General features: G+C 69.0%; 22 protein-coding genes. 19 read left to right on the top strand and 3 right to left on the bottom strand.

Going from position 1 to position 21,650, the window contains the following annotated elements:
• The first annotated feature begins 44 nt into the window (after window positions 1-44).
• The 14 genes from OHB24_RS05100 to OHB24_RS05035 all read left to right on the top strand — a co-directional run bounded on the left by OHB24_RS05100 (window position 45) and on the right by OHB24_RS05035 (window position 15,025).
• Complete coding sequence (locus tag OHB24_RS05100; RefSeq protein WP_327637785.1) at window positions 45-1,637, top strand: succinic semialdehyde dehydrogenase; 1,593 nt, start codon at window positions 45-47, stop codon at window positions 1,635-1,637.
• Complete coding sequence (locus OHB24_RS05095) at window positions 1,634-3,343, top strand: GMC family oxidoreductase (RefSeq protein ID WP_327637784.1); 1,710 nt, start codon at window positions 1,634-1,636, stop codon at window positions 3,341-3,343. Before OHB24_RS05100 ends, OHB24_RS05095 begins: the two co-directional genes overlap by 4 nt.
• 531 nt (window positions 3,344-3,874) lie before the next feature.
• On the top strand, window positions 3,875-4,870 hold the full coding sequence (gene bioB, locus OHB24_RS05090; RefSeq protein WP_327637783.1) for a biotin synthase BioB: 996 nt from the start codon (window positions 3,875-3,877) through the stop codon (window positions 4,868-4,870).
• Window positions 4,867-5,058 carry a biotin synthase auxiliary protein BsaP gene (gene bsaP, locus OHB24_RS05085; RefSeq protein ID WP_327637782.1) on the top strand — a complete coding sequence of 64 codons (192 nt, stop codon included), beginning with the start codon at window positions 4,867-4,869 and terminating at the stop codon, window positions 5,056-5,058. The genes bioB and bsaP overlap by 4 nt, the downstream gene beginning before the upstream one ends.
• A 17-nt stretch (window positions 5,059-5,075) precedes the next feature.
• On the top strand, window positions 5,076-6,170 hold the full coding sequence (locus OHB24_RS05080) for a hypothetical protein (protein WP_327637781.1): 1,095 nt from the start codon (window positions 5,076-5,078) through the stop codon (window positions 6,168-6,170).
• Between the two features lie 55 nt (window positions 6,171-6,225).
• Window positions 6,226-6,555: a hypothetical protein gene (locus tag OHB24_RS05075; RefSeq protein ID WP_327637780.1), complete on the top strand. Its 330-nt coding sequence runs from the start codon at window positions 6,226-6,228 to the stop codon at window positions 6,553-6,555.
• A complete protein-coding gene (locus OHB24_RS05070; protein WP_327637779.1) occupies window positions 6,555-7,496 on the top strand; it encodes a zeta toxin family protein in 942 nt (313 codons plus the stop codon). Before OHB24_RS05075 ends, OHB24_RS05070 begins: the two co-directional genes overlap by 1 nt.
• Window positions 7,497-7,579: 83 nt before the next feature.
• On the top strand, window positions 7,580-7,783 hold the full coding sequence (locus tag OHB24_RS05065; protein WP_327637778.1) for a hypothetical protein: 204 nt from the start codon (window positions 7,580-7,582) through the stop codon (window positions 7,781-7,783).
• 87 nt (window positions 7,784-7,870) lie between these two features.
• Window positions 7,871-9,184, top strand: a complete 1,314-nt coding sequence (locus OHB24_RS05060) for an adenosylmethionine--8-amino-7-oxononanoate transaminase (protein WP_327637777.1) — start codon at window positions 7,871-7,873, stop codon at window positions 9,182-9,184.
• Window positions 9,184-10,305, top strand: a complete 1,122-nt coding sequence (locus OHB24_RS05055; RefSeq protein ID WP_327637776.1) for an 8-amino-7-oxononanoate synthase — start codon at window positions 9,184-9,186, stop codon at window positions 10,303-10,305. Before OHB24_RS05060 ends, OHB24_RS05055 begins: the two co-directional genes overlap by 1 nt.
• Window positions 10,302-10,958 (top strand): dethiobiotin synthase, encoded by a 657-nt coding sequence (bioD, locus tag OHB24_RS05050; RefSeq protein WP_327637775.1) that lies wholly within the window; start codon window positions 10,302-10,304, stop codon window positions 10,956-10,958. The genes OHB24_RS05055 and bioD overlap by 4 nt, the downstream gene beginning before the upstream one ends.
• A complete protein-coding gene (locus OHB24_RS05045; RefSeq protein WP_327637774.1) occupies window positions 10,955-12,031 on the top strand; it encodes a hypothetical protein in 1,077 nt (358 codons plus the stop codon). Before bioD ends, OHB24_RS05045 begins: the two co-directional genes overlap by 4 nt.
• 368 nt (window positions 12,032-12,399) lie before the next feature.
• Complete coding sequence (gene guaA, locus OHB24_RS05040; RefSeq protein WP_327637773.1) at window positions 12,400-13,950, top strand: glutamine-hydrolyzing GMP synthase; 1,551 nt, start codon at window positions 12,400-12,402, stop codon at window positions 13,948-13,950.
• 94 nt (window positions 13,951-14,044) lie between these two features.
• Window positions 14,045-15,025 carry an ArsR/SmtB family transcription factor gene (locus OHB24_RS05035; protein WP_327637772.1) on the top strand — a complete coding sequence of 327 codons (981 nt, stop codon included), beginning with the start codon at window positions 14,045-14,047 and terminating at the stop codon, window positions 15,023-15,025.
• A 58-nt stretch (window positions 15,026-15,083) separates the two neighbouring features.
• On the opposite strand, the gene OHB24_RS05030 is transcribed toward OHB24_RS05035, so the two are convergent.
• Together OHB24_RS05030 and OHB24_RS05025 are read right to left on the bottom strand one after the other, a co-directional pair.
• Window positions 15,084-15,530, bottom strand: coding sequence for a hypothetical protein (locus OHB24_RS05030; RefSeq protein WP_327637771.1), 447 nt, complete (start codon window positions 15,528-15,530; stop codon window positions 15,084-15,086).
• Between the two features lie 140 nt (window positions 15,531-15,670).
• Window positions 15,671-16,468 (bottom strand): TetR/AcrR family transcriptional regulator, encoded by a 798-nt coding sequence (locus OHB24_RS05025; RefSeq protein ID WP_327637770.1) that lies wholly within the window; start codon window positions 16,466-16,468, stop codon window positions 15,671-15,673.
• 70 nt (window positions 16,469-16,538) lie between these two features.
• Here OHB24_RS05025 and OHB24_RS05020 point away from each other — a divergent pair, with 70 nt between their 5' ends.
• Genes OHB24_RS05020 through OHB24_RS05010 form a run of 3 tightly spaced genes read left to right on the top strand, consistent with a single transcriptional unit; the run spans window position 16,539 to window position 19,022 of the window.
• A complete protein-coding gene (locus OHB24_RS05020; protein ID WP_327637769.1) occupies window positions 16,539-17,372 on the top strand; it encodes an NmrA family NAD(P)-binding protein in 834 nt (277 codons plus the stop codon).
• Between the two features lie 16 nt (window positions 17,373-17,388).
• Window positions 17,389-17,952, top strand: coding sequence for a DinB family protein (locus OHB24_RS05015; RefSeq protein ID WP_327637768.1), 564 nt, complete (start codon window positions 17,389-17,391; stop codon window positions 17,950-17,952).
• Window positions 17,953-18,005: 53 nt separating this feature from the next.
• Window positions 18,006-19,022 (top strand): Rv2578c family radical SAM protein, encoded by a 1,017-nt coding sequence (locus OHB24_RS05010; protein WP_327637767.1) that lies wholly within the window; start codon window positions 18,006-18,008, stop codon window positions 19,020-19,022.
• Here the strand turns inward: OHB24_RS05010 and map are convergent, their stop codons facing one another.
• Complete coding sequence (map, locus tag OHB24_RS05005; protein ID WP_327637766.1) at window positions 19,023-19,790, bottom strand: type I methionyl aminopeptidase; 768 nt, start codon at window positions 19,788-19,790, stop codon at window positions 19,023-19,025. It lies immediately after the preceding gene.
• A gap of 98 nt (window positions 19,791-19,888) precedes the next feature.
• Here map and OHB24_RS05000 point away from each other — a divergent pair, with 98 nt between their 5' ends.
• A complete protein-coding gene (locus tag OHB24_RS05000; protein ID WP_327637765.1) occupies window positions 19,889-21,028 on the top strand; it encodes a CapA family protein in 1,140 nt (379 codons plus the stop codon).
• A gap of 61 nt (window positions 21,029-21,089) precedes the next feature.
• Complete coding sequence (locus OHB24_RS04995) at window positions 21,090-21,632, top strand: rRNA adenine N(6)-methyltransferase family protein (protein WP_327637764.1); 543 nt, start codon at window positions 21,090-21,092, stop codon at window positions 21,630-21,632.
• Window positions 21,633-21,650: the final 18 nt, after the last annotated feature.

The following is a 21,650-nucleotide window of genomic DNA, read 5'->3' as shown; positions in this document are numbered from 1 at the left end:
TCTTGATACTGACAGCCGCTATTACCGGCAGGTAGCCTTTCCTCATGAGTGAGCAGACGTCGATTCCTGCGGATCCGGAGCTCGACCCGACCGCGTCGTACGCGACCGATCAGTCGGTCATCCGCCGGTTGTCGGGGCTGCTGCGCGCGACCTCCGGCACGCGTACGTCGTACGCGCCGGCGACCGGGCAGCCGATCGCGGACCTTCCGGTGTCGAGTGCGGACGACGTGGTCGCGGCGGTCCGGGTCGCCCGGAGGACCCAGCAGACCTGGCGACGGGTGCCGCTCGCGGAGCGCGCGGCGATCCTGCTGCGGTACCACGATCTCGTCCTCGATCACCGGCACGAGCTGGTCGACCTGATCATCCGCGAGTCCGGCAAGGCGCGGAAGCAGGCGTTCGAGGAGCTCGCGCACGTCGCGCTGACGGCGCGGTACTACGGCCGCAAGGCGTTCGAGCTGCTCGAGCCGCAGCGCAAGCTCGGGATCTTCCCGCTGCTCACCCGCGCCGAGGAGCGGTTCGTCCCGAAGGGTGTCGTCGGCATCATCTCGCCGTGGAACTACCCGCTGACGATGGCGATCTCCGACGGCCTGCCCGCGATCCTGGCCGGCAACACCGTCGTCCACAAACCCGACAGCCAGACCCCGCTGACCGCTCTACGCGGCATCGAGCTGCTGTACGAGGCCGGCCTCCCACGCGAGGCCTGGCTCGCGGTGAACGGCGACGGCCCGACGGTCGGCGGCGCGCTCATCCAGAACGCCGACTACATCTGCTTCACCGGCTCGACCAAGACCGGCCGGCTGGTGGCGAAGCAGGCCGGTGAGCGGTTGATCGGCTGCAGCCTGGAGCTCGGCGGCAAGAACCCGATGCTGGTACTGCGGGACGCCGACATCAACCGAGCCGCGGAAGGCGCCGTACGGGCGTGTTTCGCGAACGCCGGCCAGCTGTGCGTCTCGATGGAGCGGCTGTACGTCGCCGACCAGGTGTACGACGCCTTCGTCACGGCCTTCGTGGACCGGGTGAAGAAGCTCCGTCTGAGTGCCGGCACCGGCTGGGACGTCGACATGGGCTCGCTGATCTCGAAGGCGCAGCTGGAGACCGTGACGCGGCACGTCGAGGACGCCCGTGAGCAGGGCGCGACGGTGCTTGCCGGCGGCAGGGCCCGCCCGGACATCGGCCCGCTGTTCTACGAGCCGACCGTCCTGTCCGGTGTCACCCCGGCGATGGAGTGCTTCGACAACGAGACGTTCGGGCCGGTCGTCTCGATCTACCGGTTCTCCGACGAGGCCGAGGCGATCCAGCGCGCGAACGAGGGCGAGTACGGCCTGAACGCGAGCGTCTGGACCCGCGACGGCCGCCGTGGTCGCGCGGTCGCCGCGCAACTGATGGCCGGCACGGTCAACGTCAACGAGGGGTACGGCGCGACGTTCGGCTCGATCGACACACCGATGGGCGGCATGCGGTCGTCCGGTCTCGGCCGGCGGCAAGGTGTCGAGGGCATCCGCCGGTACGTCGAACCGCAGGCGATCGCCACCCAGCGACTGATCCCGATCGCAGCCTCGCACGGACTGTCCGACGAGAAGTTCGCGGAGCTGATGACCGGCGCGCTGCGGGTGCTGAAGAAGATCGGCCGCCCGTGACGTTCGACTACGACGTCGTGATCGTCGGCTCGGGCTTCGGCGGGTCCGTGAGCGCCTTGCGGCTGACCGAGAAGGGCTACCGGGTCGCCGTACTGGAGGCCGGTGCGCGGTTCGACGACGCGGGGTTCGCGAAGAACTCGTGGGACACCAAGCGGTTCCTGTTCGCGCCGAAGCTCGGGATGTACGGCATCCAGCGGATCAGCGCACTGCGCGACGTGATCATCCTGTCCGGCGCCGGGGTCGGCGGTGGCAGCCTGGTCTACGCGAACACGCTGTACGAACCGCTGCCCGCGTTCTACACCGACCGCGCGTGGGCGCACATCACCGACTGGCAGTCCGAGCTGGCGCCGTACTACGACCAGGCGAAGCGGATGCTCGGCGTCACGACGTACCCGGGGTTCACGCCGGCCGACAAGGTGATGAAGCAGGTCGCCGAGGACATGGGCGTGGGGGAGACGTTCCACCCGACACCGGTCGGTGTCTTCTTCGGTGAGCCGGGTGTCGAGGTCGACGACCCGTATTTCGGCGGCGCGGGCCCCCGCCGTACCGGCTGTATCGACTGCGGCGAGTGCATGACGGGCTGCCGGCACAACGCGAAGAACACCCTGACGAAGAACTACCTCTACCTGGCCGAGAAGACCGGCGCGGAGGTCTACTCGCTGACCACGGTCACCTCGGTCGAGCCGCTCGCGGAGGAGACAGGCGGCGGGTACGCGATCGACACCCGGCGTACGTCGAACAAGAAGGTCACCCGCCGCTTCACCGCCGGACAGGTGATCTTCGCCGCGTCGGCTCTCGGTACGGCGAAGTTGCTGCACCGGCTGCGCGACGAGGGCAAGCTGCCGCGGCTGTCGGACCGGCTCGGCGTGCTGACCCGGACGAACTCGGAGTCGCTGCTCGGCGCGATCTCCCGCGACACCGACGTCGACTACACCCGTGGCGTCGCGATCACCTCCTCGTTCCACCCCGACGACATCACCCACATCGAGCCGGTGCGGTACGGGAAGGGCAGCAACGTGATGTCGCTGCTGCAGACCGTGCTGACCGACGGCGACGGGGACAAGCCGCGCTGGCGAACGTGGTTGCGCGAGCTCGGCATCCAGCGGAAGAACATCCGGAAGCTGTACGACCTGAAGCACTGGTCCGAGCGGACCGTGATCGCGCTGGTCATGCAGACCGCGGACAACTCGATCACGACGTTCGGCAAGCGCGACCGGCTGGGCCGGTGGAAGCTCACGTCGAAGCAGGGACACGGCGCCCCGAACCCGTCCTGGATCCCGGTCGCGAACCAGGTGGTCCGGCGGATGGCGAAGCTGATGAACGGTACGCCGGGTGGCACGATCGGGGAGCCGTTCAACGTGCCGATGACCGCGCACTTCATCGGCGGCTGCGCGATCGGCGACTCACCCGCGACCGGTGTCGTGGACCCGTACCACCGCGTCTACGGGTACGACGGCCTGCACATCCTCGACGGCTCGACCATCTCCGCGAACCTCGGCGTCAACCCGTCCCTGACGATCACCGCCCAGGCCGAGCGGGCGCTCTCGTTCTGGCCGAACAAGGGCGCCGTCGACCCGCGCCCGGCGACCGGTACGGCGTACCAGCGGATCCAGCCGGTGAAGCCCGAGCACCCGGTCGTCCCGACGGACGCCCCCGGTGCCCTTCGGCTCCCGATCATCCCGAAGCAGGCTGTGACGGATTCGTAACAGAACAGCGAGAAATTGCGCAAATGAAAAAGCCTCAGCAGTAAGTTGCTGAGGCTTTTCGTGCTGTGCCTTTTCGAAAAGGTCTGGAAAAGGGAGCAGGTCCCTCGGGAACGTTTCCGCCCAAATCGTTTCCCGAGGGACCCACTCAAGCCGGGGTGAGGCGCCCGGCGCTTGGGATCGGGTCACCAGCCATAGCTGGCGACCCGAGCTCTTGGTGACTACCTTACATCCGATTTCCGGGGGCTTTGGGCCTTGTGACCACTCTGCGTGCTGATCGTAATGATCAGCATTTGTAGCTCCCGGTAATCAGGTGGCGGTCTTCCTTGCGGTAACCGCCTTCGTACACATCAACGAGCCCATCTACAGGGGGTTACGAGGTTCCTTGGAAAAGTCCAAAAACTTTTCCCGGGGAGTGCGGAGAGTGGCGGTGAGGCACTTCGGTCGCAGATGTTCCACGTGACGCCCGCCGCAGCCCCGCCGTACCTGTCTGACCTACTGTGAGGCCGACCGTTGAGATGAGGCAGGAGAACCATGAGCGAGATCCTGGACGTGGCACGTGAGCAGGTTCTGGAGCAGGGCACCGGGTTGAGCCAGGAGCAACTGGTCGAGGTTCTCTCCGTGCCCGACGACCGGCTGCCGGAACTGCTCGCGCTCGCGCACGACGTCCGGGTGAAGTGGTGCGGCGAGGAGGTCGAGGTCGAGGGGATCATCTCGCTGAAGACCGGCGGCTGCCCCGAGGACTGCCACTTCTGCTCCCAGTCCGGCCAGTTCACCTCGCCGGTGCGCGCGGTCTGGCTGAACATCCCCGAACTCGTCGAGGCCGCCAAGGAGACCGCGAAGACCGGCGCCACCGAGTTCTGCATCGTCGCCGCGGTCCGCGGGCCCGACGCGCGGCTGATGAGCCAGGTGAAGGCCGGCATCGAGGCGATCAACGCTGAGGTCGACATCAACATCGCCTGCTCGCTGGGCATGCTCACGCAGGACCAGGTCGACGAGCTGAAGTCGTGGGGCGTGCACCGCTACAACCACAACCTCGAGTCGGCCCGGTCGTACTTCGGCGACGTCGTCACCACGCACTCCTTCGAGGAGCGCTGGGAGACCTGCTTGATGGTGCGCGAGTCCGGGATGGAACTGTGCTGCGGCGGTCTGGTCGGGATGGGCGAGTCGCTCGAGCAGCGCGCCGAGCTCGCCGCGCAGCTCGCCGAGCTCAACCCGCACGAGGTCCCGCTGAACTTCCTCAACCCGCGTCCGGGTACGCCGTTCGGCGACCTGGAGATCATGGACGGCAAGGACGCGCTGCGCACCATCGCCGCGTTCCGGCTCGCGATGCCGCGGACGGTCCTGCGCTACGCCGGCGGTCGCGAGCTGACCCTCGGCGACCTGGGCACCCGCGAGGGCCTGCTCGGCGGGATCAACGCGGTGATCGTCGGCAACTACCTGACCACCCTGGGCCGCCCGGCGACCGCCGACCTGGACCTGCTCGCCGAGCTGAAGATGCCGGTGAAGGAACTCCAGAAGACCCTGTGACCGAGACGTACTGCGGCCACTGCGGTCGCGAGCTCACCGACGGCAGCCACGAGGACTGCCGCCAAGCGTTGACGCTGGAGCCACCCCGGTATTGCGCCCAGTGCCGCCGCCGCATGATCGTCCAGGTCCACCCGACCGGATGGTCGGCCCACTGCTCGGTCCACGGCTCACTCAGCAGCCCGCTGTAGGGCAGTAGGTTTGATCCATGCCCGATGCCCCGCCTCGCCTGCTGGTCGCCCTTTACGGACCGACGTCGGCGGGCAAGACCGCGGTGTCGGTCGACCTGTGTCTGCGGATCCGGGACGAGCTCGGGCTGCCGCCGATGGTCGTGTCGGCGGACTCGCGGCAGGTGTACCGGTACATGGACATCGGCACCAGCAAGACCACGCCGGAGGAGATGCGCGGGGTCCCGCACACGATGATCGACGTCACCGAGCCGGTGCGGAAGGTCGAGCTGGAGACGTTCGTCGCGCAGGCGCGGCAGCACATGGACGACTGCTGGAACGCCGGTGGCGTCCCGGTCGTCGTGGGCGGCACCAGTGTGTACGTGCGTTCCCTGCTCGAGGGCTGGGAGGTGGACGCGGTCGCGGAGGCGCGGAACGCCGTACGGCGTGATTTCCCGCGCAGCATGGCCGAGGACGCGTACGCCGTGCTGAGCCGGCTGGACGCCAAGGCCGCCGCGAAGATCCACGAGAACAACTACGACGCGATCGTGAACGCGCTGGCGCGTGCCATGGGCAACGATCCGGAACGCGCCGTCGCGCCTGCCACCCGGCAGGTCGTCTTCTCCGTCGACCGCCCCGCCGACGAGATCGACCAGCGGGTCGCCGCGACCTACGACCGCCAGGTCGAGCTCGGGCTCCGCGACGAGGTCCTCGGACTCGACGAGCGGTACGACGTACTGGCGCAGTACCGCCGCCTCGGTCAGAAGTCGCCGAACCAGGTCGTCCATACCCACGGCTACACCGAGTGGTTCGACGTCGCGCTGGACCGCGGCAAACCGGTCGAGAACCTGGCCGGGGCAGACCTCGACGAGGTCCGCACCCGCGTCGTCGAGCGCATCCAGACCCACACCCGCCGCCAACGCTCGGCTATCCCCAAACTCACCGGCGTAAAGCCCGCGCGCAACGCCAGCGACGCCTTCACCGCGGTCAAGGCCGCCCTCGAGGCAGCGCCGGTGAAACCAGCGGCAACCCGCCCCGCAGGTGACAAGCCCGGCAACTCCCGAGGCAAGCGCGCCGGCGGTCGCCCAGCACGCGTCGGTCAGCCTGCCCCGAAACGCGGCTCCCGCCGCCGCTGACCGCAGGTCCTGGGTGCGGGCGTGTGTGACCTAGACGGTCGGATAAAGTTCGTGTGTGGTCAACGTCGCTGTCAACGTGCTCGCCGAACTCGGCAAGGCGACCTGGCTGACGACGCGGGCGGTCGGGTATGAGACCGCGCTGGAGGGGGTTCGGCAGTCGATCGGCTTCTACTCGCAGTCCATCGCGACCGAGGAACAGTCCGACGAGCCCGACACCGACGCGATCGAGCTCCGGCGGGCGGAACAGCTGGCCTGGGCGAAGCGGGCGCAGGACCTCACCCCGCTGGACACCAGCGCGACCGAGAGCATCGGCCGCGACGCCGACAAACTCCTCGCGGAGAGCGAGGACGACGAGGGCTCGGACGACGATGCGCAGGGGGGATAGTGACCGCACCATGGGGGCCTGCAGCAATCGGTGACGACCAGCACCTGCTCGACGAGGCCGAGAGTGCGCGGATCTTCCGCGAGCGGATCGTTCCCGACCAGCTGAGCGGCGTACCGCAGGAGCAGCCGATCGTCGTGTTCGTCGGCGGTCAGCCGGGCGACGGCAAGGCCTCGATCACCGCTCTGGTGAAGGCGGTCCTGCAGCGCCGCGGCCGTCCGCTCGTCGTCAGTGCGCTGACCTACGAGCCGTACCATCCGGACTTCTACGAGCCGATCACCGACGTACCGCCGGCTGCCGGGAGACATGTCGCCGCCGACGGCCGGCGCTGGCTCGCGCTGGCCGAGGAGTTGGTGATCCGAGAGCGGTACGACGTGATCGTCGAGACCGAGCTCGCTGACCCGGACGCGTTCGCCGAGTCGGCGGAGCGGTTCAAGGCGTCCGGTTACCAGGTCGAGGTCGCGCTCCTTGCGGTGCATGAGGCGCGCAGCCGGCTGGGCATCCTCGAGCGGCACATCCGGTCACTGGAGAAGTTCGGCTACGGCCGGTTCGTGGAGCAGAGCGCCCACGACCTCGGCTATGCGGGTGTGCTGCGGGCGGCCGAGCTGGTCGATGAGGGGCAGTGGGCCGATCGTGTCGGCGTACTGCGTGCCGACGGGGAGCTGGTGTACGGCAACCAGCGCGAGGGCGACGAGGTCTGGCAGCAGCCGGCCCGGACCGCCGACGCGATCACGTGGGAGCGGGACCGTGCCTGGACCGTTCTGGAGTCGCGGTACTTCCTGGAGTCCGTGGCGCAGATCGAGCCGCTGGGGCTGGCGGCCCCGGTGCAGTGGATCCGGGGCGAGTCGGTCGAGGGCGGAAAGACGGTGACCGCGATGGCCCGCCTGCGGTTGCATCCTGACGCGGTGACGCTGCACATCGCGAAGGCCGGCACTGCTTTCTAGGTAATTCGGCTTCCTGGCAACCGTTTCGGGGTCTTGACCGTCCGAGGTGAGTCCGTCAGCTACCAGAGAGTGGTGAGGAAGCCATGGGGAAGTACGGCAAGAAGGAATCCAAGGCAGTCAAGAGGGCCGACGTCGCGGCGAACGGTGGCACGCTGAAGGGCAAGGACGCCAGGAAGGCCGCTCGGCAAGGCGGCGTCGACAACGGCGTGGTCAACGACGCCCAGGGAAGGGTCGTGCGCGATTTGAGCGCGCGCAGGCGCAAGCCAACCAACGTGCACGACGTCTGAGAGGCGCTCGTCACATCCGGCCCACCTGCGGCGGCGGCCGGCGAGGGGACCGTTTACCGTGGTGAATCCTCAGGACGGAGGATCGCGGTGTCACAGTCGGTCAATGCGCGGATACAGCGGGACGCGGAGTTGCTCTGGCATCCGTATTCTTCGCTGACCGATCCCTCGCCGGTTCGGCTGGTCCGCGGTGCGGCCGGCGTACGGCTGCAGCTGGACGACGGTACGGGCGGGACCGTCGAGGCGATCGACGCGATGGCGTCCTGGTGGTGCATGATCCACGGCTATCGGAACCCGGTGCTGGACGCCGCGCTGAAGCGCCAGGTGGACGAGTTCAGCCACGTGATGTTCGGGGGGTTGACCCACGAACCGGCGATCCGGCTGGGTGAGCGGCTGGTGGAGATCACGCCGGAGCCGCTGCGGCACGTGTTCTTCTGCGACTCGGGGTCGGTCTCGGTCGAGGTGGCGATCAAGATCGCGCTGCAGTACCAGGTTGCGCGCGGCAACCACGGTCGTACGCGGATGCTGACCGTCCGCGGCGGGTACCACGGCGACACCTTCGCGCCGATGAGCGTGTGCGACCCGGTCAACGGGATGCATTCGCTGTTCACCGGAGCGCTCAAGGAGCAGGTGTTCGGCCCCCAGCCGCCGGCCGGCTTCGATCGGCCGGACACGGATCCGGAGCTGCAGTCCTGGGCCGACGCGTTGGCTGCCCTGGCCGAGCAGCATGCGGGTGAGATCGCCGGCATCATCGTCGAGCCGGTCCTCCAAGGCGCCGGCGGGATGTACGCCTACAGCCCCGCCTGCCTGCGCGTTCTCCGTGAGCTCGCCGACCGGCACGGCTTCCTGCTGATCTTCGACGAGATCGCCACCGGGTTCGGCCGCACCGGCACGCTGTTCGCGTCCGAGCACGCGGGCGTCGACCCCGACATCCTCTGTGTCGGCAAGGCGCTGACCGGCGGCTACCTGTCGTTGGCCGCGATGCTGTGTACGACGGACGTCGCGCACACGGTGTCGAACGGACCGGGTGGTGCGTTGATGCACGGGCCCACGTTCATGGCGAATCCGCTCGCGTGTTCGGTCGCCCTCGCGTCGATCGATCTGCTGCTCTCCCAGGACTGGGCGGGCACAGTTGCTCGGATCTCCGCCGGGTTGTCAGCCGGGCTTGCTCCGGCGGCGGAGTTGCCTTCGGTGAAGGACGTGCGGGTGCTGGGCGCGGTCGGCGTCGTACAGCTCGGTGGGCCGGTGGATTTGCCGCGGCTGACCGAGGCCGCGTTGCGCCGTGGGGTCTGGGTCCGGCCGTTCCGGGATCTCGTCTACACGATGCCGCCGTACGTCTGCACCGACGAGGACATCGCCGCCATCGGCGCGGCGATCACGGGTGCCGTCGAGGAGTCTGGCTGATGCTGGAGGACTGGCTCGCTCCGAAGGCGGCGGCGCTGGAGGCCCGGGGCCTGACCCGACGGCTCAGCGCCCGGGCCGCGGACGGTGACCTGATCGACCTCGCGGGCAACGACTACCTCGGTCTCGCGCGCGATCCCCGGGTCGTGACGGCCGCCGCCGACGCCGTACGTACCTGGGGCACAGGCGCCACCGCGTCCCGCCTCGTCACCGGTACGACGGAACTTCACGAGCAGCTCGAATCCGCGCTGGCGGTGTACGCCGGGCAGGACTCCGCGCTCGTGTTCTCGTCCGGTTACCTCGCCAACCTCGGTGTCGTCACCGCGCTCGGCGGACCGGGGACATTGCTGGTGTCCGACGAACACGTGCACGCCTCGCTGGTGGATGCCTGCCGCCTGGCGCGGTCTCGCGTCGAGGTCGTACCGCACAACGATGTCGACGCGGTCGAGAAGGTGCTTGCCGAGCGCAACGAACCGCACGCGGTGGTGATGACCGAGTCCGTGTTCAGCGTGCTCAGCGACGAGGCGCCGCTACTCGAACTGGCCGCGGTCGCTCGCGCGCACAACGCCGTACTGCTGGTCGACGAGGCCCACGGATTGGGGGTCAGTGGCAACGGTCACGGCTCCGTGCATGCGGCGGGTCTGGCCGGGGTCGAGCATGTCGTCGTCACGATGACGCTGTCCAAGTCCCTGGCCTCCCAGGGCGGGGTCGTGCTGGGGCCGTCGGTGCTCCGCGAGCACCTCGTCAACCGGGCACGTCCCTTCATCTACGACACCGGCCTGAACCCGGCCGCGTGCGCCGCAGCTCTTGCCGCATTGCAGGTTCTCCAAGCCGAGCCTGACCGTCCTGCGGCGATCCATGCGGCCGCGGCACGGCTGGCGGCTGCGTGCGAGGTGCCGCCGTCGCGTGGTGCGGTCGTCTCCGTCCCGATGCCGGGTCCGCGCGAGACCGTCCGCGCGGCCGAGCTGTGTCTGCGCAACGGCGTACGGGTGGGGAGTTTCCGGCCGCCGTCCGTCCCCGACGGCATCTCCCGGTTGCGGCTCACCGCGCACGCCGGGTTGTCGGCCGCCGATCTCGATCGCGCCTGCGCGGTGATCGTCGACGCGATCGGGGCCGTCTCATGATCACCATTGTCACCGGGACCGACACCGAGATCGGCAAGACGATCGTCACGGCCGCGCTCGCGGTGTGCGCCGGCGAGTCAGTCGCGGTGGTCAAGCCGGCCCAGACCGGCGTCGGCCCCGACGAGCCGGGTGACCTCGCCGAGGTCGTCCGCCTTACCGGCGTGACCGCGCTGCACGAAGGCGTCCGGCTGCCCGAGCCGCTCGCGCCCACCACCGCCGCCCGGCGCGCCGGGGTCGCGCTGCCGTCGGTCGAGGAGTACGCCGCAGCGATCGACGACCTCGCCCGGAGCTACGACACCGTGCTGGTCGAGGGTGCCGGCGGACTGCTCGTCGGACTCGATGCTGATGGCAACAACCTGGCGGATCTCGCCGAGCACCTGACGTCGCCGTTCCGGTTCGTGGTGGTGACACGCGCCGGGCTCGGCACGCTGAACCACACCGGGCTGACCGTCGAGGCGCTGCGGTCGCGGGAGCTCCCGGTCGAAGGGCTGGTGATCGGGTCCTGGCCGGCCGAGCCGGATCTCGCCGAGAGCTGCAACCTGGAGGATCTCCCGGCGACGACCGGGGTCCCGGTGATCGGCCGGATCCCGGCGGGCGCCGGCAGTTGGAGCCGGGAGGAGTTCCGGGCCGCCGCTCCGGGATGGTTCGAGTGAGGCGGGATGGGTCGGCGGTGACCGGCTGCCCGGCTCGGTACGACGAGACGCTCGGGTACTGGGTCGTCGACGACCCGGCCCTGGCGCGGGAGGTGCTGCTCGACCCGCAGACGTTCCGCCCGGACAACGCCGTACTCGCCCACACGCCGTTGTCCGTGAAGGCGCTCCGTGTCCTGTCCGGCGTCGGCTTCGCGCTACCGCCGACGCTGGCCAACAACGCGGGGGAGTCGCACCGCCCGATCCGTGCGGCCGTCGCCCGCTTCTTCAGCCCTGCCCGCGTGGCTGCCGCCGAACCGCTGACCCGGGAACTCAACACGTCACGAGTGGCGGCCGCCTCCGCAGCTCTCGCGGACGGTCAGCAGGTCGACCTGGTGCAGGCGATCGCCGCGGAGCCGCCGGCCCTCGTAGTACTGCATCTGCTCGGGCTGATGGACGTCGACGTACCTGCGCTGAAGGCCTGGAGCCTGGACTCGCTGGAACTCTTCTGGGGCTGGCCGGACGAGGACCGGCAGTTGGAGCTGTCGCACAGCGCAGCCGAGTTCTACGCCTGGCTACGCGCGCGGACGACGGCCGCCCGGAAGGCCCCTGGCGACGATCTGTTCGGCGTGCTGGTCGGTCTGGGTCTGACCGACGAGGAGATCTGCGCGGTCGGCTACTTCCTACTGATCGCCGGCCAGGAGACCACCACCCAACTCATCTCCACCGCCTTCCAGCGCTGTCTCGACGATCCCGCCACGACAGTGGAACAGGTCCTCCAAGAGGCGTCCTCGGTCCCCACCTGGCGCCGAATCACCGCCTCGCCCACAACCTTGGGCGACGTGGACCTACCGTCCGGCGCCCCCGTCCTCCTAGGCCTGACCGGCCACGGCGGCCCCGCCGACCTGGCCTTCGGCATCGGCATCCACCGCTGCCTCGGCGCCGCCCTAGCCCGAATGGAAACCCAAGTCGCCCTGAACTGCACCCAGAAGCTGCTGAGCGGAGTCCAGCTGGTCGAGCCCCCACCGACGATCGACCTACTGTCCTTCAGGGCCCCGGCGCAGCTGGTGGTGGCTTCGCGTCCCAAGGCGGCTTGATTTGCTGCTCGCCTCGATCGACCGAGTGAGCGGGGAAACTATTCGTCATCCAGCGAGGTTTTCTTTCCCCACCGCGATGGCCGGCCTGGCGCGACGAGCTCGTCTTCGGGTTGTAACTATCGGTAACACAGTGGACAACTGGCGTCGCTAGCGTCCGCGTTGTGAGCTTTCCGACTCGTTGTCGTGTGCGGTTGTGGTTCGGGTCGCATCTGATCTCTGACTACATCGGTGAGCAGGAGGGTGCGGCTCGGTATGAGGCTGCTATGCGGCGGCGGTTTCCGGGGCTGGAGGTCACCAGTGAGCTGCTGCCGGTGGCTGGTCAGGCGGCGGATTACAGCCCTGCTGACCTGCACCGATAGGCTTTGCGCGTGGCAGAGCATGAGTTGGTCCTGGTCGTCGATTTCGGGGCGCAGTACGCGCAGTTGATCGCGCGCCGCGTGCGCGAGGCGAAGGTGTACTCCGAGATCGTGCCGCACTCGATGCCGGTCGAGGAGATGCTGGCGAAGGGGCCGAAGGCGATCATCCTGTCCGGCGGTCCGCAGTCGGTGTACGCCGAGGGCGCGCCGCGGGTCGACTCCGGGCTGTTCGAGGCCGGCGTACCGGCGTTCGGGATCTGCTACGGCTTCCAGGCGATGGCGCAGACGCTCGGCGGCGAGGTCCGGCGTACCGGACTGCGCGAGTTCGGCCGGACGCCGGTCACGGTGAGCGAGGCCGGGACGCTGCTGGCGGACATCCCCGAGGACCTGAACGTGTGGATGTCGCACGGTGACGCGGTGCACGCGCCGCCCGCCGGGTTCGCCGTACTCGCGGCGTCCGAGGGCGCGCCGGTGGCGGCGTTCGAGGACCTGGACCGGCGGCTGGCCGGTGTGCAGTGGCACCCGGAGGTCCTGCACTCGCAGGCCGGGCAGGCCGTGCTGGAGCACTTTCTGTACGAGATCGCCGGCTGCAAGGGCGACTGGACGACCAGCAACGTCGTCGAGGAGCAGGTCGAGCTGATCCGTGAGCAGGTCGGCGACAAGCAGGTGCTGTGCGCGCTGTCCGGCGGTGTCGACTCCGCGGTCGCGGCGGCCCTGGTGCACAAGGCGATCGGCGACCAGCTGACCTGCGTGTACGTCGACCACGGCCTGCAGCGGGCCGGTGAGTCGGAGCAGATCGAGAAGGACTTCGTCGCCGCGATCGGGATCCGGCTCGAGGCGATCGACGCCGAGGAGCAGTTCCTGACCGCGCTGGCCGGGGTGACCGACCCGGAGCAGAAGCGCAAGATCGTCGGCCGGGAGTTCATCCGGACCTTCGAGGCGACCGCGCGCAAGGTGGACGCCGAGCGGCACATCGAGTTCCTGGTCCAAGGCACGCTGTACCCGGACGTCGTCGAGTCCGGCGGCGGTGCCGGCGCCGCGAACATCAAGTCGCACCACAACGTCGGCGGACTGCCCGACGACCTGCAGTTCAGCCTGATCGAACCGCTGCGGACGCTGTTCAAGGACGAGGTCCGCGAGCTCGGCCTGGCGCTCGGCCTGCCGGAGACGATGGTCTACCGGCACCCGTTCCCGGGCCCCGGCCTGAGCATCCGGATCATCGGCGAGGTCACCCGCGAGCGGCTGGACATCCTGCGCGCCGCGGACCTGATCGCCCGCACCGAGCTCACCGCGGCCGGTCTCGACCGCGACATCTGGCAGTTCCCGGTGGTCCTGCTGGCCGACGTGCGGTCGGTCGGCGTCCAGGGCGACGGCCGGACGTACGGCCACCCCGTCGTACTGCGGCCCGTCACCAGCGAGGACGCGATGACCGCCGACTGGGCCCGCTTGCCGTACGACGTGATCGAGCGCATCTCGACCCGCATCACCAACGAGGTCGACGAGATCAACCGCGTCACGATCGACGTCACCAGCAAGCCCCCGGGCACCATCGAGTGGGAGTAGCACTACGTCACGGTGGGTGACCCCGAGCCCTGTTACGGTCATTGTGTTGCCCGTTGACCACGGCGGGTGACTTTCCTCGGGGGAGGAGACCGTGGTGTTCCGCGTTCATTTCGAGTGTGCGGATCTGGCGAGGACGACGATCGCGCAGGAGCCCGATCCGTTGTGGGAGGTCCTGCTGGGTCTCCACGTCCTGCAGACCGACGACGAGCCGGAGACTTTCGGCACCTGGCGGGAGCGGGCGAGGGCCCGGCTGAGCACGGTGGAGCAGGAGCTCATCGCGCTGGCCCCACCGGTGGGTTACTCGCCGGACTTCCTGACGCCGCGGGCCGGGGGTGAAGGCCTCGAGGTGGGACTGGCGGCCGTCGCCGCCACACCGCCCGGACAGCTGACGTCGGAGTTGCGGCGGTTGTCGGACAGCGTGCGGCTGCCGGCCTGGACCCGGCGCCTCGCGGCCGGTGACGCCAACGTGATGACCCGGCTCGTGCGCGGGTTGCGATCGTTCCACCGGACCAAGATCGCGCCGCAGCTGCCGATGATCGCGACCACGATCGAGCCCGCCGTTGCCAAGCACAACGACACGGTCGCCAACGACGGGCTGGAGTCGCTCATCCCGCAGTTGCACGAGTCGCTCAGCTGGGCGGCGCCGGTGCTTTCGGTCGACATGCCGCACGTCGACCGCGACCTGTACCTGCACGGGCGCGGGATCCGGCTGGTGCCGTCGTTCTTCTGCTGGAAGTACCCGATGATGCTGCTCGACCCGGCGCTGCCGCCGGTGCTCGTCTACCCGGTGCGGCACGATCCGGCTCGGCCCGAGATCGTCGTACGTCGCCCGGACCGGGACCGTGCGGTCGCCGATCTGCTCGGGCGGACCAGGGCGCGGGTGCTCAAGAGCATCTCGGACGGCGCGTGCTCGACGACCGAACTCGCCGTACGGGCGGGGATCTCACCGGCGTCGGCGAGTGAACACGCCCGGGTGCTGCACGACACCGGCCTCGTCACCACGCACCGGGTCGGCAGCGCGGTGCGGCACACCCTCAACCAGGTCGGCGCCGACGTGCTGTCGGGCATCCGCTGAACAGAAGAACCGGCGCCACAGGTTCGGGGACCTGTGGCGCCGGTTCGATCTGCGTCGGTCAGCGAACCAGCTTGAGCGAGTTGATCGGCGTCAGGTTGAAGTTGTGGTACGTCCAGGGCTTGAGGTACGAGGGGCAGTTCGTACCGTTGGACCCCTTGCACAGCCAGACGCCGGCCTTGCCGGACTGGTTGTTGAAGACGATGTGGTTGCCCACCTGGTTGTACAGCTTGTGCACGCCGTACGACCAGTACACGTTCGACGGGTGGCCGTTGTTCCAGCCCTTGTCGCGCGGGTAGATGCAGACCGCCTTGTACGGGCAGCCCTGGTACGTGTCGCCCCGGCCCTTGACTGTCTGGTTCACGGTCGACTCGGTGACCTGCGCGGTCTGCGCGGCCGGGCCATCGGTCGGCACACTGGCCTGTGCGGTGGTGGCTCCCACAGTGAGGGTCAGCAACGACCCTGCGGCGAGTCCGGCACCGGCCACGAGCTTGGTGATGTTTCGCATGATCTCCCCTTGATCTGCTCGCACCCCCGGATGGGGCGCTGGTTCCACCCTGCGTGACTCCGAACCCGCCCGCTCCTCCATTCGAGGAGGGCCGAAAGGCACTGCGGTCTTTTCGGCCAGGGCCGAAAAGACTTGAAGGATTATTGGGGTTTCATCGCCTGGATGCCGTCGAGGAGGCGGTCGAGGCCGTAGCGGTAGGAGTCGGCGGCGGCTTCGCGGGTGGTCGACTGGTAGCCGTCGGCGTGCCAGATCGTGGTCATCGCGGGGTGCCGGTCGACGTCGAAGTACGTCTCCCACAGGTCGTTCCGCTCGTACCACCAGGCGTCGTTGGTCTGACCGGTCGAGCGCTCGACCAGTTGGCCCTCCGCCTCGAGGCTCGCCGCGGAGTCGACGTACGTCGTGATTGCGAGCGCAGCCGTGTTGGTCTCGAGTGCGCCGAGTCCGAGGCCGAGCAATGCGGACAGGAGGTACTCGCGACCCGCCAGCATGCCCGGCCCTACTGGTGGGCGGATCGTCGAGACCTGTGACAACCACAGGTGCCGCTGGAACATCGCACGGGTCTGCTGGGAGTAGAGCTCCACCTGCGCCCGCCAGTCGTCCGGCCGCGGCGCGCCCGGCCCCGGGAGCTCACGCTCGCCGAGCACCTGGTCGACCATCAGGTCGAGCAGTTCGTCCTTCGACGGCACGTACGTGTAGAGCGTCATCGTGCCGACGCCGAGCTCTTTCGCGAGCCCGCCCATCGACGCCGCCGCCAGCCCCTGGTCGTCGGCGAGCTGGATGCCTGCCTGCACGACGTCGTCCACGTTCAGGGACGGCCGCCGGCCGGCGCCGCGCTTCCTCGCCGGTTCGTCGGCGAGCGCGGTCGGCTGGCGGTGGTTGCGCCACAGCAACGCCAGCGTCTTGTCCGGCTGCCCCTCGCCACTCCGCCGCTCGCTCACGGCCCAACGATAGGCGCTTCCTTGAATTCTCGTATACCCTACGAGAATTCATCGTTGAGAGGAGACGGGTGTGACGATCCTGGTGACGGGTGCGACCGCGAGTGTCGGCCGGCTGCTGGTCGACGAGTTGGTGGCAGCGGGTGCGCCGGTGCGGGCGTTGACCAACAAGCCGGCTAGGGCTGCCCTGCCGGAGGGCGTGGAGGTTGCGCGCGGGTACCTCGGCAAGCCGGAGACGCTGCCCGCGGCGCTCGCCGGCGTCGACACCGTGTACCTCGCGCCGCTTCCGGCGTACGTCGACGAGTTCGTCCGCTGCGCGCGGGACGCCGGCGTGCGGCGGGTCGTCGTACTGTCGGGAGAGCCTGCGGAGTACGAGGCGCAAGGGGATCCGTCGACGTGGCACTACTACCGGATCGAGCGGGCGATCGAGGCGGGCGGCTTCGACTGGACGTTCCTGCGGCCGGGGCAGTTCATGAACAACACGCTCGACTGGGCGCCGTCGATCAAGGCCGACGGGGTCGTGCGGGCGCCGTACGCCGGCGCGGTGCAGACGCCGATCGACCTCGCGGACATCGCGGCGGTGGCTCGGGTGGTGCTGCTGTCCGAGGAGTACGGCGGGCGGAAGATCACGATGAGCGGACCGGAGGGGATCACACAGCCGGAGGAGGTCGCGTGGATCTCGGAGGCGATCGGGCGGGAGGTGCGATTCGAGGAGCAGACGCCGGACGAGTACGTCGAGGGGCTCGCGCCGGTGATCGGACGCGAAACGGCGCAATGGCTGCTGGACGGTTTCCGAATGATGGCCGAACACCCGATGAAACCGGAGCCGGCGGTGTTCGACCTCACCGGCCGGCCAGGTACGACGTACCGTGAATGGGCCCGCGCCAACGCGGCGGTCTTCGGCTGAGGCATGATGCGCGGTTGTGAAGGAAAATCTGCACGACTACCTCCGTAAGGCCCGCGAGGCGATGGTCTGGAAGCTCGACGGGCTCGGCGAGTACGACATCCGCCGGCCGCTGACGCCCAGTGGGACCAATCTCCTCGGCCTGGTCAAGCACCTGTCGATCGTCGAGGCCTGGTACTTCGGGAAGACCTTCGACCGGCCGTTCGCCGAAGAGTTGCCGTGGTGGGACGACGACGCCGAACCGAACGTCGAGATGTGGGTGACCGCGGACGAGACGCGCGCCGAGATCGTCGAGCGGTACCAGCGGGCGTGCGCACACGCGGACGCGACGATCGAGGCGCTCGACCTGGACTCGACCGGCGAGGTGCCGTGGTGGCGCAAGTCGTCGGTGACGCTGCACGGCATCCTCGTCCACGTCATCGCCGAGACCAACCGTCACGCCGGCCACGCCGACATCCTCCGCGAACAACTGGACGGCGCCGCCGGCATGAGCCCGACCAACTCCAACCTCCCCGAGCAGGACGCCGCCTGGTGGGCGACCTACCGCGAACGCGTCGAGAAGGCCGCCCAAGCCGCCGTCTGACACTAGCGTCGGCCGGTTGCATGTCCGGGGGAACATGTGTTCGACTATGATGCATGAGGTGGGCCGGGCGGCGGGTTGATGCCGAGACTCCGGGGACGTTGCCGGGGCTCGGGTCGATCGCGGGGCTGGTCCGGTCGGTGACGACGCCGGAGTTCCAGGGGATCACGTTCCACGAGGTGCTGGCGCGGTCGGCGCTGAACTCCGTGCCCGGTACGGCGCTGCCGTTCAACTGGACCGTCAATCCGTACCGCGGGTGTTCGCACGCCTGCCGCTACTGCTTCGCCCGGCCGACCCACCAGTACCTCGAGCTCGACGTCGGCCGGGACTTCGACCAGCAGATCGTCGTGAAGACCAACGTGGCCGACGTCCTGCGCCGCGAGCTGGCCCGCCCGTCCTGGCGCCACGAACAAGTTGCCCTGGGCACCAACACGGACCCGTACCAGCGCGCCGAGGGCCGCTATCGCCTGATGCCCGGCATCATCGAGGCCCTCGCGGCGTCGGGCACGCCACTGTCCATCCTCACCAAGGGCACCCTGCTCCGCCGCGACCTGTCCCTCCTATCCGAAGCCGCCGGCGAGGTCTCCGTCGGCATCGGCCTCTCCCTCGCGCTGGGCGATGAAGCACTCCGGCGCCGCCTCGAACCCGGCGTCCCCTCGATCCGCGGCCGCCTCGACCTGATCCGAGCCGTCCGCAACGCCGACCTGCCGTGCGGCGTCATGGTCGCCCCGGTCCTTCCGTGGCTCACCGACTCGACGGAGGAACTGGACGATCTCCTGGCTCAACTGTCCGCCGCCGGTGCCACCGGCGTAACCCCGCTGCTCCTCCACCTACGCCCCGGCGTCAAGGAGTGGTTCATGCAATGGCTGGCCTACGACCACCCCGACCTCGTCAGCCGCTACAACTCCCTCTACGCCCACGGCTCCAACGCGTCCCCCAGCTACCGCAAGGCCTTCGACCAAAAGCTCCGCCCCCTCCTGACCAAACACGGCTTCGCCCGAGGCTCCACCCACCGCCCAGCCCCCATCAACGGCATGCACCGCCCAACGCCAACCCAGGACCCGCTGTTCTGACTACGGGAGGGTGAGGATCTGGGGGCCTTGGGGGGTGATGGCTACGGTGTGTTCGGCGTGGGCGCCGCGGGTTCGGTCGGCGGAGCGTAGGGTCCAGCCGTCTTCGTCGATGCTGTAGGTGGAGCCGGGGCCGGACCAGAACCAGGGCTCGATCGCGAAGACGTGGCCGGCGCGGAGTTTGAGGCCGCGGCCGGGGCGGCCGCCGTTGGGGATGTGTGGCTCTTCGTGCATGCGGCGGCCGACGCCGTGGCCGCCGAAGTCGAGGTTGGTGCCGACGCCGGCCCGGTCCCCGACCTCTCCGATGGCGGCGCCGATGTCGCCGATCCGGTTGCCCTCGACCGCGGCCGCGATGCCCGCGGCGAGCGCCTCTTCGGTTGTCGCGATCAGTTCCAGGTCCTCGGCCCGCGGCGTCCCGACGCAGAAGCTGATCGCCGAGTCCGCGCACCACCCGTCGATGGAGGCGCCGCAGTCCACGTTGAGCAGGTCGCCGTCGGAGAGCCGCTGGTCGGACGGCAGCCCGTGCAGTACGGCGTCGTTCACCGACGTACAGATCACGCCACTGAACGGCGACGTCGCGAATCCGGGCTGGTATCCGTCGAACAACGACACCGCTCCGGCCGAACGCAGTACCTCGCGGGCCACCTCGTCGAGTTCACGCAAGGAGACGCCGACCGCGGCCTCCTTCTTCACCGTTGCGAGCGCGGTGCCGACGACCCGCCCGGCCGCGCGCATCTGCTCGATCTGCGCCGGCGTCTTCAACTCGACCATGATTCCTCCGGGATAGTTATACCGGCACTTCTACCACACCCCCAACTAACAGGTCCTGCGCGGCGTCTTCAACGACAACGAGGGTTTGGGGGACGGGAATGGCGGTACGACGACGCGCGGTGCTCGGGGGAATGCTCGCTGGAGCCGCGGCGGTGGCGACCAGCGGGTGCATCGCTGACACGTTCGCGAACACGACGGGTGATCGACCGACGCCCACTGCGCAGCCGAAGCAGAGCAAGCAGACTGACCGGATCACAGTCGTCGCGACCGGCGACGTACTGCTCCACGAACGCCTGTGGACCACCGCGAAACGCGACGGCGACAACGGCCGCTGGGACTTCGCTCCGCTGATGAGCAGTGTGAAACCCCTTGTGCAGAAGGCGGATCTCGCGATCGCGCATCTGGAGACACCGCTGGCCCGCGAAGGTGGTCCGTACCACGGCTACCCGCTCTTCCAGGGTCCGCCGCAGATCGCCACCGCGCTGAAGCAGACCGGCTACGACCTCTGCACGACCGCGAGCAACCACAGCTTCGACGGCGGCGGGGCCGGCATCGACCGGACGCTCGACACTCTCGACAAGGTCGGCCTGAAGCATGCCGGTACGGCGCGGTCGCGGGCCGAGGCCGAGCAGATCACGATCGTCGACGTCGGGGGAGTGAAGGTCGCGTCGCTCAGTTTCACCTTCGGGTTCAACGGGCTGTCGTACCCGAACGGCGAGACCTGGCGGGCCGGCAAGATCAGCACGAAGACGATCAAGCTGAAGGCCCAGGAGGCTCGCGATCGCGGCGCCGACCTGGTGCTGGTCAGCTGCCACTGGGGCACGGAGTACTCGAACAAGCTCAACGACCAGCAGCGCGAGGTCGGTCCGCAACTGCTTGCCGACAGCAACATCGACTTGGTGATCGGGCACCATGCGCATGTCGTGCAGCCGATGGAGGAGATCGACGGCAAGTGGGTCGCGTACGGGCTCGGCAACCTGGTCGCCGCGCACCGCGAACCGAACAGCATCAAGGCCGAAGGTCTGCTGGCCCGCTTCACGTTCACCCGCACCGGTGACCGCTGGACGACCGCGGCCGAGTACGCGCCGCTGCTGATGACCGACGACCTGCCGGTACGAGTCCTGGATGTACGCCGGGAGCTCGCGAAAGACACCGCCCGGCGTAGTCGCCTCGAGCTGGCGCAGCGCCGTACGACGGAGACCGTGACGGCACTGGGTGCGACGCCGAAAATGCTTTGAGTCAAGGCATCGCGGCGGTCTAGGGTCGGGCGCATGATTACGTACTTCGTGATGGTCCGTCGTGCCCGCCTCCGGGCAGGCGAGGGGTGCCTGGGGATGGCATCCGCTCGATAGTCGTTGGGCCCAACGGGTTGTGGACGCGGCTGGGATCACTCCCGGCGAGCTCGTCCTCGATGTCGGGGCCGGACTCGGCGCGCTGACCGCGCCGCTGGTCCGGGCCGGCGCCCGGGTGGTCGCCGTCGAACTCCATCCGGGTCGCGCCGATCGGTTGCGCCGGCGGTTCGCGGACGCGCCGGTGACGGTCGTCCGGGCCGATGCCGGTGATCTGCGACTGCCGTCGCGGCCGTTCCGGGTGGTGTCGAGTCCGCCGTACAACATCTCCACGCTGTTGCTGAAGCGCTTGCTGGCGCCGGGTTCACGCCTGGTGTCGGCGGATCTGGTGCTGCAGCGGCAGCTGGCGAATCGGTGGGTTCGCGGTGACGCGCCCGGGGCGAACCGGTGGTTCCGCCACTACGACCCGTCGCTCGGACTTCGCCTTCCCCGCAAGGCCTTTACCCCACCGCCGCATGTCGATTCAGCAGTCCTGGTACTGCGCAAACGCTAGAGAGAGCGCAACCCCTTA

It is taken from the genome of Kribbella sp. NBC_00482 (assembly GCF_036013725.1).
GTDB lineage: Bacteria > Actinomycetota > Actinomycetes > Propionibacteriales > Kribbellaceae > Kribbella.
Note: the sequence above shows the minus strand (reverse complement) of the source record. Positions and strands in the feature narration are given on the sequence as shown.